Source organism: Neisseria shayeganii 871 (genome assembly GCF_000226875.1).
GTDB lineage: Bacteria > Pseudomonadota > Gammaproteobacteria > Burkholderiales > Neisseriaceae > Eikenella > Eikenella shayeganii.
Genome location: NZ_JH164926.1, coordinates 769,323 through 780,950 on the forward strand (window position 1 = coordinate 769,323; position 11,628 = coordinate 780,950).

Annotated in this window: 13 protein-coding genes and 1 pseudogene; 5 read left to right on the forward strand and 9 right to left on the reverse strand. The window is 60.3% G+C overall.

Annotated elements, in window-relative coordinates; translation table 11 throughout:
* Positions 1-225: helix-turn-helix domain-containing protein (locus HMPREF9371_RS03500; RefSeq protein ID WP_040660105.1), on the reverse strand; the 225-nt coding region annotated here is incomplete at its 3' end.
* A 65-nt stretch (positions 226-290) separates the two neighbouring features.
* Here HMPREF9371_RS03500 and HMPREF9371_RS03505 point away from each other — a divergent pair.
* Positions 291-1,259 (forward strand): YheT family hydrolase, encoded by a 969-nt coding sequence (locus HMPREF9371_RS03505; RefSeq protein ID WP_009118522.1) that lies wholly within the window; start codon positions 291-293, stop codon positions 1,257-1,259.
* Between the two features lie 82 nt (positions 1,260-1,341).
* Here the strand turns inward: HMPREF9371_RS03505 and HMPREF9371_RS13140 are convergent.
* The 5 genes and pseudogenes from HMPREF9371_RS13140 to HMPREF9371_RS03525 all read right to left on the reverse strand — a co-directional run bounded on the left by HMPREF9371_RS13140 (position 1,342) and on the right by HMPREF9371_RS03525 (position 4,105).
* Positions 1,342-1,537, reverse strand: a pseudogene (locus HMPREF9371_RS13140) (ATP-dependent exonuclease).
* Between the two features lie 11 nt (positions 1,538-1,548).
* Positions 1,549-2,304, reverse strand: coding sequence for a 3-deoxy-manno-octulosonate cytidylyltransferase (gene kdsB / locus HMPREF9371_RS03510; RefSeq protein ID WP_009118523.1), 756 nt, complete (start codon positions 2,302-2,304; stop codon positions 1,549-1,551).
* Positions 2,301-2,483, reverse strand: coding sequence for a Trm112 family protein (locus tag HMPREF9371_RS03515; protein ID WP_040660107.1), 183 nt, complete (start codon positions 2,481-2,483; stop codon positions 2,301-2,303). Before HMPREF9371_RS03515 ends, kdsB begins: the two co-directional genes overlap by 4 nt.
* A 68-nt stretch (positions 2,484-2,551) precedes the next feature.
* A complete protein-coding gene (gene lpxK, locus HMPREF9371_RS03520; RefSeq protein ID WP_009118525.1) occupies positions 2,552-3,577 on the reverse strand; it encodes a tetraacyldisaccharide 4'-kinase in 1,026 nt (341 codons plus the stop codon).
* A gap of 15 nt (positions 3,578-3,592) precedes the next feature.
* Positions 3,593-4,105: a dihydrofolate reductase gene (locus tag HMPREF9371_RS03525; protein WP_009118526.1), complete on the reverse strand. Its 513-nt coding sequence runs from the start codon at positions 4,103-4,105 to the stop codon at positions 3,593-3,595.
* 266 nt (positions 4,106-4,371) lie between these two features.
* Between HMPREF9371_RS03525 and HMPREF9371_RS03530 the strand changes: the two genes are divergently transcribed.
* From HMPREF9371_RS03530 to HMPREF9371_RS03540, 3 genes are read left to right on the forward strand one after another with little or no spacing between them, the layout of a single operon-like run.
* Positions 4,372-5,109, forward strand: a complete 738-nt coding sequence (locus HMPREF9371_RS03530) for a methionine ABC transporter ATP-binding protein (protein ID WP_009118527.1) — start codon at positions 4,372-4,374, stop codon at positions 5,107-5,109.
* A 1-nt stretch (position 5,110) separates the two neighbouring features.
* Positions 5,111-5,788: a methionine ABC transporter permease gene (locus tag HMPREF9371_RS03535; protein WP_009118528.1), complete on the forward strand. Its 678-nt coding sequence runs from the start codon at positions 5,111-5,113 to the stop codon at positions 5,786-5,788.
* A gap of 39 nt (positions 5,789-5,827) precedes the next feature.
* Positions 5,828-6,739, forward strand: a complete 912-nt coding sequence (locus tag HMPREF9371_RS03540; RefSeq protein ID WP_009118529.1) for a MetQ/NlpA family ABC transporter substrate-binding protein — start codon at positions 5,828-5,830, stop codon at positions 6,737-6,739.
* A gap of 113 nt (positions 6,740-6,852) precedes the next feature.
* Here the strand turns inward: HMPREF9371_RS03540 and nadE are convergent, their stop codons facing one another.
* The 3 genes from nadE to gshA all read right to left on the reverse strand — a co-directional run bounded on the left by nadE (position 6,853) and on the right by gshA (position 10,027).
* Positions 6,853-7,641 (reverse strand): NAD(+) synthase, encoded by a 789-nt coding sequence (gene nadE, locus HMPREF9371_RS03545; protein WP_009118530.1) that lies wholly within the window; start codon positions 7,639-7,641, stop codon positions 6,853-6,855.
* Between the two features lie 14 nt (positions 7,642-7,655).
* Positions 7,656-8,579 (reverse strand): oxygen-dependent coproporphyrinogen oxidase, encoded by a 924-nt coding sequence (gene hemF, locus HMPREF9371_RS03550; RefSeq protein WP_040660746.1) that lies wholly within the window; start codon positions 8,577-8,579, stop codon positions 7,656-7,658.
* A gap of 98 nt (positions 8,580-8,677) precedes the next feature.
* Complete coding sequence (gene gshA, locus HMPREF9371_RS03555) at positions 8,678-10,027, reverse strand: glutamate--cysteine ligase (RefSeq protein ID WP_009118532.1); 1,350 nt, start codon at positions 10,025-10,027, stop codon at positions 8,678-8,680.
* A gap of 407 nt (positions 10,028-10,434) precedes the next feature.
* Here gshA and HMPREF9371_RS03560 point away from each other — a divergent pair, with 407 nt between their 5' ends.
* On the forward strand, positions 10,435-11,361 hold the full coding sequence (locus HMPREF9371_RS03560; protein WP_232203070.1) for a class I SAM-dependent methyltransferase: 927 nt from the start codon (positions 10,435-10,437) through the stop codon (positions 11,359-11,361).
* Positions 11,362-11,628: the final 267 nt, after the last annotated feature.

An 11,628-nucleotide genomic window follows, 5' to 3' on the forward strand; every position in this document is an offset into this window, starting at 1 on the left:
TGCCTTGATCCAGTCGCCAATCATGCCCTGCACAGGCGCCAGCCGGGAGATGCGCTTGCCGCCTTGCTGCCGGCTGCTGCGCTCACCTTCTTTCTCGAAGCGAGCACGCACGCGATATATCCACATGCGGCTGACTTCATAACGACGGGCAATGGCGCTGGGGCACTCTCCGCGCTCCAGCGCTGCCAGCACTCGGTCTCGCAGGTCTTGCGAATAGGCGCGCATCTCATGCTCCGACTGGTAGAAAACCCTATTATGTAACATTCTCAATCAAAAATGCTCTAGCCACCATGCCCAACGACATTCTCCGCCAACTGCCCGCCTACCGCGCCCCCTTCTGGCTGCGCGGCGGCCATGCGCAAAGCATCTGGCCCAAACTGATCCAGCCGCCGCTGCCGGCCTACCGCCGCGAACTGCTGCCCGACAGCACCGGCGAAACCGAAGTGGCTTACGACTTCATCGACGGCCGCGAGGCCGACGCCCCTTTGGTAATGCTGTTTCACGGTCTGGAGGGCGACAGCGGCAGCCACTACGCCCGCGCCCTGATGCACGCCGTGCGGCAGCGCGGTTGGCATGGTGTGGTGGCGCATTTCCGCGGCTGCGGCGGCGTGCCCAACCGCGCCCGCATCTACTACCACTCCGGCGACAGCCGCGAAATCGGCCATATGCTCGGCCTGATGGCGGCACGCTATCCGCGCATCTATGCCGCCGGCGTCTCTCTCGGCGGCAATGCCCTGGCCAAATATCTGGGCGAACAGCAAGACCGCGCCCTGCCGCAGGCCGCCGCCGTCATCAGCGCCCCGCTCGATTTGGCCGCCGCCAGCGTTTGCCTCGAACACGGCCTGAGCAAAGCCCTGTATGCGCCCTACTTCCTGCGCTCCCTGCTGCCCAAAACCGCCGCCACCCGCCGGCGTTTTCCGCAGGCCGACCACCAAGCGGTGCAGGCTGCCCGCAGCCTGACCGATTTCGACAACGCCTTTACCGCGCCGGTGCACGGCTTTGCCGATGCCGCCACCTACTACCGGCTCTCCAGCGCCAAGCCCCTGCTCCGGCACATCCGCGTGCCTACCCTGATTCTCAACGCCCGTAACGACCCCTTTATGCCGCCCGCTTTCCTGCCGCAGGCGCACGAAGTGTCCGACTCGGTTACCCTGCTGCAGCCCGAGCACGGCGGCCACGCCGGTTTCCCGCAAGCCCGCCATCTCAACTGGCTGCCGCATACCCTGCTGCGTTATTTCGAACTCAGTCCGCCGCGCTAAAGCGTCGCAAAAAACCGGCGCGCCTATCCTGAAAGGATGGCGCGCCGGTTTGTCGATGATGGCGCATATGCGGAAAATCTTTTCAGGTAGCCTGAGACCTTTGCAAAACCCCCAGATGTGGATGCAGTTCAAGGCGTAGCAGCGCAGCGAGCGTGAACGCCAGGAATCCCTGTGGGACAGACATATCATCTAGATAGGCAAGCGAGCGAGCAGTACCCATAGGGCATAAACGCACAACGCAGAAATGCGCCGCAGATGGGGTTTTGCAAAGGTCTCAGCCTGAATCTGATCAAGCAAAATAAGCCGCCACCCGCTGCAAATCCTCCGGCGTGTCCACCCCGGCCGCCGGTGCCTGTTCGGTGATCGCCACCGCAATGGCATGGCCGTGCCACAATACGCGCAGCTGCTCCAAAGACTCAATGCCCTCCAGCGGCGACGGCGCCAACTCGGCATACTGCTTGAGAAAAGCGGTGCGGTAAGCATACAGGCCGATATGGCGCAGCGGCGCATATCCTGCGGGCAGCGCCTTTTGGCCGCCGGCAAAGGCATCGCGCGGATAGGCAATCGGCGCACGGCTGAAATACAGCGCCTGCTGCTGTCGATTGAGCACCACTTTCACGCAATTGGGGTTCAGAAACTCGGCCACCTCGGCAATCGGGTGCGCGGCGGTGGCCATCGGTGCGGAGGATGCGGCCAGCAGATCGGCCGTGCGGTTGATCAGTTCGGGATCGATCAGCGGCTCGTCGCCCTGCACATTGACCACGATTTCGTCATCGGGCAGGCCCAATAACTGCACCGCTTCGGCCAAGCGGGTGGTGCCGCTGTCGTGTCCGGCATCGGTCATCACCGCCGCCACGCCGTGGCGCTCGCAGGCGGCGGCAATATCGGGGTGGTCGGTGGCCACCCAAATACGGCCGGCAGCGCTTAACTGCGCCCGTTCGGCCACCCGCACCACCATGGGTTTGCCGCCCAAATCGGCCAAAGCCTTTTCAGGTAGCCTGGAGGAAGCCAGGCGGGCGGGAATGATGACGCTGAAGCCGCTCATGCCTGCAGCTCTTCTTCGCTCAAGGGGCGGGCTTCGTTTTCCAGCATGGTGGGGATGCCGTCGCGGATGGGATAGGCCAGCTTGGCCTGACGGCTCCACAACTCTTGTTTGTCGGCGTGGTATTCGAGTGCGCCCTTGGTCAGCGGGCAGACGAGAATGTCGAGGTATTTTTTGTCCATGGTCGGAATCCTTTGGCGGCGGGCGGCCGCGTTGCAAACAGGGAGCATTGTACCGCGTAACGGGCGGCTTAGGCGCGCGGATATTGCGGCAGGCAGCGTTGCAGCAGCCGTTCGGCCAAAGCCTCCGGCAGTTGCGCCCGCACCGGCCACACCCATACTTCCGCCGTGCCGGTCGGCGCCAGCTTGACCGCGTCTTTTTCAGTGACCAAATACGCATCGGCGCCCGGCAAACCGTCGAACGACCACGCTGCGTGGTCGGGCAAGGCCACGGTGGCGGCCAATTCGATGCCGGCGGCCTGCACGGCACGGAAGAAACGCTCCGGCCGGGCAATCGCCGCCACCGCCACCACTTGACGGCCTTTCAGGTAGCCTGCCGGCAAAACGTCCTCCGGCGCGCCCAAGCGGTAAGGGCGGCCGTTTTCCATCACGCTGCGGCAGCTGTAAACCGCATCCGGCAGCGGCAAAACCGCTGTCTCCGCGCCGCCGCCGCTGTACACCACCGCATCCACCTGATCCAAACGGCTCAGCGGTTCGCGCAGCGGGCCGTTGGGCAGGCTGTCCAAGCGGCGGCCGACATCGGCGGCGGGAAACACCGCGATTTCAAAATCGCGCGCCAAGGCATAATGCTGCAAGCCGTCGTCGGCAATCAGCAATTCCAATTCGGGGTGGGCCGCCAGCAAAGCGCGGCCGGCATCGGCACGGCGGGCGGCCACCGCCGTGGGTGCGCCCGTGGTGCGGTACAGCAGCAAAGGTTCGTCGCCCACGTCTGCCGCCATGCTGTCCGGCCGCAGCACCGCCACGCCCTGCCCTGTGCGGCCGTAACCGCGGCTGATGATGCCGACGCGGACGCCGCGCTGCTGCAACTGGCGCACCAACGCCTGCACCACCGGCGTTTTGCCGGTGCCGCCGGCATGGATATTGCCCACCACCGCCACCGGCACGGGCAGGCGATCCGCCGCGCTGCGCCCATTCAAGTAACGCTGCCGACGCCAACGCGCCACTGCGGCAAACAGCCGGGCCCACGGCCACAGCAGCACGCTGAGCCAAGCGCGCGGGCGCTGCCAATGCCGTTCGATCAGGTGGTGCACAGCCATACAGAACGCGCCTTCCTATGCCGACGGCGTTTCAGGTAGCCCGATGCGACGGTAATGCACGAAATCGAAGGCCGTGCCATTGGCGCCGGTCTGCGGCTCCCGCGCCACTTCCCGCCATTCTGCAGGGGAAAAATCGGGGAAAAAAGCGTCGCCGTCCACGGTTAAGGCCACTTCGGTGAGCCGCAAATCGGTGGCCAGAGGCAGCGCCTGCGCATAAATCTGTGCGCCGCCGATGATCATGATTTCCGCCTCGCCGGCCAATGCCGCCAAGGCTTCGTCCAAGCTAGCAAAGCATTCCGCGCCCGCCGCCTGCCAGCCCGGCTGGCGGCTGATCACCAAATTGCGCCGTCCGGGCAGCGGTTTGCGCGGCAGCGAATCCCAGGTTTTGCGCCCCATCACCACCGGTTTGCCCAGGGTGCAGGCTTTGAAAAAAGCGAAATCTTCGGGAAGATGCCACGGCATGGCGTTGTCGGCGCCGATGCAGCGGTTTTGCGCCACAGCGGCAATCAGGGTGATTTTGGGCGGCATAACAGGCTACCTGAAAGCAAAAACGCGGCCATTATAACGGCAAACCGGCTTTCAGGTAGCCCGAAAGCACGCCGAACAGCCGGCCATATGCTTGACAAAACAGCCCTATACCGCTATAGTGCGTCTCCTTTGATTTACGCCGATTTGACACAGCTTGCGGGCGTTAAAACAGCTAAAGCGTAGCCGGCCGCACGGATCAACGCCGCGCCGATGCCCGAATCTGTTAGCCCATTGCTGATGCAATGGGCTTTATTTAGTTTTTTTCCATGATTATTTTAGACTCCGTCAGCAAAAGCTACACCACGGCGCGGCAAGGCCGTTTTACCGCCGTGCACCCCCTGAGCCTGGAAATCGCCCAAGGCGAGATTTTCGGCCTGATGGGCTATTCCGGCGCCGGCAAATCCACCCTGCTGCGCCTGATCAACCTGCTGGAGCGCCCCGACAGCGGCCGCGTGGTAGTCAACGGCCACGACCTCACCGCCATGAACGCGCCCCAATTGCGCCGCGAACGGCAAAACATCGGCATGGTGTTCCAACAGTTCAACCTGCTGGCCAACCGCACCGTGGCCGGCAATGTGGCCTTTCCTTTGGAAATTGCCGGCTGGTCGGCCGCCGACATCGCCCCCCGCGTGGCCGAATGTTTGGAAATCGTCGGCCTCTCCGAGCGTGCCGGCCACTACCCCGCCCAGCTCTCGGGCGGCCAAAAACAGCGCGTCGGCATCGCCCGCGCGCTGGCGCCCCGCCCCACCGTGATGCTGGCCGACGAGCCGACATCCGCCCTCGATCCGGCCACCACGCGCAGCGTGCTCAACTGCCTGCAAGACATCAACCAGCGCTTCCATGTCACCATCGTCATCGTCACCCACGAAATGAGCGTCATCCGCCGCTTATGCCAGCGCACCGCCCTGCTGCACCAAGGCCGGCTGCTGGAAGTGGCCGAAGTGCGCAACCGCGAAATTCTGGCGCAGTCGGCCATCGGCTGCGAACTGGTGAGGGAGGATTGAGATGAACCAAACCACTGCCTGGGAAAACCTGAAACGCCTGCAACCCGATTTTTACGAAGCCATCTGGCAGACTTTGGTGATGGTGGGCGTGTCTTCCGTGGTCAGCATCTTGGTCGGCGGCCTGCTCGGCGTGTGGCTGTTTACCAGCGCCCGCGGGCAGATTTTCGCCAACGCCCCGCTCAACCGCGCCTTAAGCTGGGTGGTGAGCTTTATGCGCGCCTTCCCGTTTGTGATTCTGATGATCGTGCTGATGCCGCTCACCCGCCTGATTGTGGGCACGTCCTTCGGCCCGCTGGCCGCTTCGGTATCGCTCAGCATTGCCGCCAGCTTTTATTTTGCCCGTCTGGTAGAGCAAAATCTGAACGAAGTGCCGCGCGGCGTGGTGGAGGCCGCCTTGGCCATGGGCGCCTCCCCCTTCACCGTGATCACCAAAGTGCTGCTCAACGAAGCCCGTTCCGGCCTGGTATTGAGCATCACCATTCTGATGATCGCCATTTTGGGCGAAAGTGCCGCCGCCGGCCTGATCGGCGGCGGCGGCATCGGCGACTTGGGCATCCGCTACGGCCATCAACGCTATATGCCCGAAGTGATGGCCGCCGTGGTGGCGCTGCTCTCCGCTTTGGTCATCATCATCCAAGCCACCGGCAACTACCTTTCCGCCCGTTTGGACAAACGCTGATTTTTTCACCACACTCTCAATTTCAGGAGACTTGATTTTATGAACGCTTTATTGAAATTCACCCTTTCCGCCGTGGTCGGCCTCGGCCTGGCGGCCTGCGGCGGCCAAAACCAAAGCAGCGAAGCCCCTGCCGCTTCTTCAGGTAGCCAGCCGGCCGCCGCCGAAGCGAAAAAAGAAATCCGCTTCGGCACCACCCCGGGCGATTTTGCCGACATGGTGAAAGAATCCATCCAGCCCATGCTGGAAAAACAGGGTTACACCGTTAAGCTGACCGAGTTCCCCGACTACGTCACCCCCAACCAAGCTTTGGCCGAAGGCGCCATCGACATCAATGTGTTCCAGCACAAGCCCTATCTGGACGGCTTTAAAGCCGAACACAATCTGGACCTGACCGAAATCTTCCAAGTGCCCACCGCACCGCTGGGCCTGTATCCGGGCAAACTGAGCGCGCTGGAGCAAGTGAAAGACGGCAGCACCGTATCCGTACCCAACGATCCTTCCAACTTCGCCCGCGCCCTGGTGATGATGAACGAATTGGGCTGGATCAAGCTGAAAGACGGCATCGACCCCTTAAAAGCGTCCAAAGCCGACATCGCCGAAAACCTGAAAAACATCCAACTGGTGGAAATGGAAGCCGCCAACCTGCCGCGCAGCCGCCAAGACGTGGACTTCGCCATCGTCAACGGCAACTACGCCATGTCTTCCGGCATGAAACTGACCGAAGCCCTGTTCCAAGAACCCAGCTTCGCCTATGTGAACTGGTCTGCCGTGCGCACTGCCGACAAAGACGCCCAATGGCTGAAAGACGTGGAAGCCGCCTACAACTCCGATGAGTTCAAAGCCTACGCCCGCCAACGCTTCGCCGGCTACAAATACCCCGCTGCCTGGGGTGAGCAGACTCAAGCCGCTGCACCGGCTTCCGAAGCCTCCGCTACTTCTGCCGCACAATAAACCCTTTGCGGTATCGAAAACCCGCTTTCAGGCTACCTGAAAGCGGGTTTTTGCTGCGGCTGCTCATGATTTCGATTTTGGCCGCCTGCTTTCAGGTAGCCTGAAACCGCCGCTTAAGCCAACAGCGCCGGCGGAATCGCACACACCGGAATCGGTCGGATTTTATGCTGGGTGGCGCGGTTGAGGCGGGTGTAAATCTCCAACACCTCGCGCTCGCGGCCGGCAAATTCGGCCGCCGTCCGCCCCGCTTCGGCCTGCGCCATCGCCCATTCCAATTCGGGATAGCTGGCGCCCATCTGCTCTTCGTCGGTGCGCTCCACGTCCCACAAACCGTCGGTGGGCACCGCGCGGCGGATGGTTTCGTGCACGCCCAGCGCATCGGCCAAACGGTAAACCTGCGTTTTCAGCAAATCGCCGATCGGGCTGACGTCCACGCCGCCGTCGCCGTATTTGGTGAAAAAGCCGACGCCGAAATCTTCCACCTTATTGCCGGTGCCGGCCACCAAGAGGCCGTTGATCTGGCCGTAATAATACAGGGCCGCCATGCGCAGGCGGGAGCGGGTGTTGGCCAGCGCCAGCGCCTTGTTGCCGGCTTCGGTGTCGGCCACCGTGGCTTCAAAGGCTTCAAAAGTAGGCGTCAAATCCACATTAAGGGCGCGCACTTGGGCAAACTGCGCCTGCAAATCGGCCATATGGATGTCGGCGCGGCTGACTTGATCTGCCTTTTGGCGGATGGGCAGCGCCAAACACAACACTTCCAAACCGGTGCGGGCGCACAGGGCGGACACCACGGCGGAATCGATGCCGCCGGAGACGCCCACCACATACCCGCGCGCGCCGGCTTGGCGGGCATAATCGGCCAGCCAGCCGACAATATGTTGAATCACGGCTTCGGTTTGCATCTTTATTGCTCCTCTTATTGATCGCTTTCGGCCAGCCAATCGCGGGCTTTCAGGTAGCCTGCCAAGGCCGCTTCCGGGCTGCCCGGCTCCGGTTGGTAGCCGTATTCGAAACGCACGGCCGGCGGCATCGACATCAAAATGCTTTCGGTGCGGCCGCCGCTTTGTAGGCCAAAATGGGTGCCGCGGTCCCACACCAGATTGAATTCCACATAACGGCCGCGCCGGTAGAGCTGGAACTGCCGCTCGCGCTCGCCGTAAGGCGTGTGTTTGCGCCGTTCGACAATCGGCAGATAGGCTTTCAGGTAGCCCTCGCCCACCGCGCGCACAAAATCGAAGCAGGCATCGAAGCCCCATTCGTTCAAATCGTCGAAAAACAGGCCGCCCACGCCGCGCGCTTCCCGGCGGTGCGGCAGGTAGAAATACTCGTCGCACCACTGCTTGTAGCGCGGATACACCGCCTCGCCGAAAGGCAAACAGGCTGCGCGCGCGCAGGCATGCCAATGGCGGACGTCTTCTTCAAACGGATAAAACGGCGTCAAATCAAAGCCGCCGCCGAACCACCACACCGGCTCGCGCCCTTCGGGATAAGCGGCAAACAGGCGCATATTGGCATGGCTGGTGGGCACATAGGGATTGCGCGGATGCACCACCAGCGAAACGCCCATCGCTTCAAACGGCGCCCCCGCCAACTCGGGACGGCGCTCGGTGGCGGCTGCCGGCATGGCGTCTGCGCGCACATGGGAAAAGTTCACCCCGGCCTGCTCGAACACCGCGCCCGCTTTCAACACCCGGCTGCAGCCGCGGCCGAGCCGGCTCTGCCATTCGTCGGCCAGAAAATCCTGTGTGCCGTCCGCCTCGGCCAAAGCCGTGCAGATGCGCGTTTGCAGCTCAGACAAAAAATCGGCCACCGCCTGCCGCTGTTCGGAAGAAAAACTCATGCTGGAATCAATCAAAGAAAACAATAAAAAACATGGTATTCAGGCTACCTGAAAGGCCGTTCCACACGGTTTCGCCTGTTCAGGTAGCCTGTTGCGGATTAAGGAGCGGTCTGCTCCAACTCAATCGCCGCCGCCAACAGTGACAACCGCGCCATCACGCCGTACACATACAGGCGGTTGCTTTCGCAATCGCCCATCTGTTTGCCGTCGGGCGCACCCAGGGTTTCCCACTGCTCGAACACGCGCTTGCTGCCGGCCAGCGTGTCGGGGTCGTCCGCGCTGCTGTCGGTTTGCGGCATATTCTGGCCCAGCGGCACGAAACGCATGCCGCTGGCGTTCAGGTTTTCATCGGCGCCGCGCCCTTCGTGCACACGGAAAAAACCGCCCACCACGAAACGGTCGATCATGTACACCACCGGCTCGGCCACCGCGCCGCCCAAGGTTTCGTAGGTGTAAATACCTTCCTGCACAATCACTTCGCTCACCGCCAGCCCTTCTTTCACCGTGGCCATTTTGTTGCGGTTTTTGCGGTTGAGGCCGCGCACTTCGTCGGCCGATTTCACGCTCATCACGCCCATGCCGTAGGTGCCGGCATCGGCTTTCACAATCACAAACGGCGCATCGGGAATGCCTTTTTCGTCGTACTTGGCCTGAATCTTGGCCAAAATGCGTTCCACCGCCTCGGCCAATGCGTCCTCGCCTTCGCGCTCGTGGAAATCCAGGCCGCTGATGCGCTCGAAATAGGGATTGATCTGCCATTCGTCGATGCCGGCCAGCTCGGCGAACTCGGCAGCCACCTGATTGTAGGCGGCAAAATGGGCGGTTTTGCGGCGGGTGGTCCAGCCCCCGTGCAGGGGCGGCAACACGGTTTGCGCCAAGTCCTGCAGGATTTCGGGCACGCCGCCGGACAAATCGTTGTTCAGCAACACCAGGCAGGGCGAAAAGCCGTCGGCCAAATGCACGCGGCCGCGGGTGCGCTGCAGCGGCTCCAGCACAATGGTATTGCCCAATGCGGTTTGGTATTCGGTGGGCTCGGTGATGTCGGGATTGAGGCTGCCCAAACGCACTTCGAAACCGGCCTGGCGCAGAATATTGCTCAGCGCATACACGTTTTCCAGATAGAAGGTGTTGCGGGTATGGTTTTCCGGCACGATCAGCACCGAACGGGCGGTTTCGCAGGCGCGCTCCACCGCATCGGTGGCCGCGGCAGCGGCCAGCGGACTGAAGCGCGGATTGAGGTTGTTGAAGCCGCCGGGAAAGAGGTTCATGTCGATGGAAGACATTTTGTAGCCGCTGTTGCGGATGTCCACCGAACCATAAAACGGCGGCTTGTGGCGCCGCCACTGGGCGCGGAACCACGCTTCGATAGCGGTTTGTTTGCTCAGCAGCAGGGTTTCGAAATCCAGCAGGTGCTGCTGGTATTGCGGCGACATTTGCGGCAGGCTCATCGGTCTTCCTCGGAACGAAATTCGGAAAGGCGCATTATACGTGACTGCGGCTGCTCCGATAGGCCCTGCATACAAAAGAAAAGCTTTCTTTTAGATAGCGCCCCCCTGCTTCGCAAAAGACCGGCCGACAACTTTGACAGTCAAGCCAACTAAGTGGTCAAGATTAAGGCATTTGCCGGTTATTTTTGTACCAATACGTAGGCTCTTTAAACCAAGGCCTTGTCGCGATGCACTGTTTGTCCAAATCTACCGCACTGTATTGTTCATACATCTGTAACCGATGCAGGAATAGATAAATTAAAATATTGTTAAATCTGTTAGTTAGAAAAATTTTTATACTTGAAATTTATTGATAATCATTATTATAGATAGTATATTTTACATATTCCGACAATAAGTAATAAGGAGTGAATCATGCCCCGGCACCGTATGTTCCGTCTCAACTTGTTGGCCGCCTCGGTAGCCCGTCTGTTTTAGCCAATGCCTTAACCGAAAGCAGTAAGAAAGGAATAACGATGTTGAACATAAACAATACCGTCAGTGAAACCCTGCTGATTCCGCTGTATATGAAATATCTGGCTGCGCAACAGCCCGCCCCGATTCTGTATGACGAAACCGCTATACGGCTGATACCGCAGCTGGATTATGACTTTACTAAATTCGATCAAGCAAAAGGCAGCATTATCGGCACGGCTATCCGCGCCCGCTATTTTGACCAATGCACGGCCGATTTCATCTGCCGTCATCCCAACGGCGTGGTGGTCATACTCGGGTGCGGGTTGGACGGGCGTTGCCAGCGAATCGGTGATGTTGCACAGCACGCCCCCTTTTACCAGCTCGATTTGCCTGAGGTAATCGCTTTACGAGAGCACCTGTTGCCGCCGCAAAGCAATGAAACTCTGTTGGCTGCATCGGCATTTGATACGGCGTGGATGGATGAATTGCGTTGTCAATATCCGCAATCTCCGTTCTTATTCGTAATTGAGGGCGTACTGATGTATTTTCCCGAAGCAACCGTGCGGCAACTGATGGTGGATTTGGCACAGCGCTTCCCAAAAAGCGAAATCCTGTTTGATGTTTGCAGTAACTGGGCGGCACGTCATTCCGACCGCCACGATACCGTCAAACACACCCGCGCCCGTTTCCTGTTCGGTTGCGACGATGATCGCGAAATAGAAACTTGGGCACCGAATCTGCATTTGGTTTCTGCCAAATATATGCTTACCGATTTTCCCGAATGGAAACGGATCGGCCGCTTAGGATTATGGTTGATGCGCCTGTTGCCCTTTTTGCGCCATTCCTTTCGCTTGTTGCATTATCGAATATCTGCGTAATGCTGATGCAGGTGTTCAGCATCAACGGAGCCGTACACAGCAGCCTCAAACTGCATTATCTGTTTGCCAGCCGCGCAGGCTTGCTGCTGATTACGGGGGCTGCCTTCAGCCGCAGCGCCGCTGCCGGTTACGCCGACCCATTAAGAAGCCTCATATCGGACTCAGCCGGTATCTATTGATATTGATAACGAACCGATACTGCACCCTGACGACAAAACTGCACAGTTCAGGCGGGAATATGAACAAAACAAGGTTAAACTGTAGAAA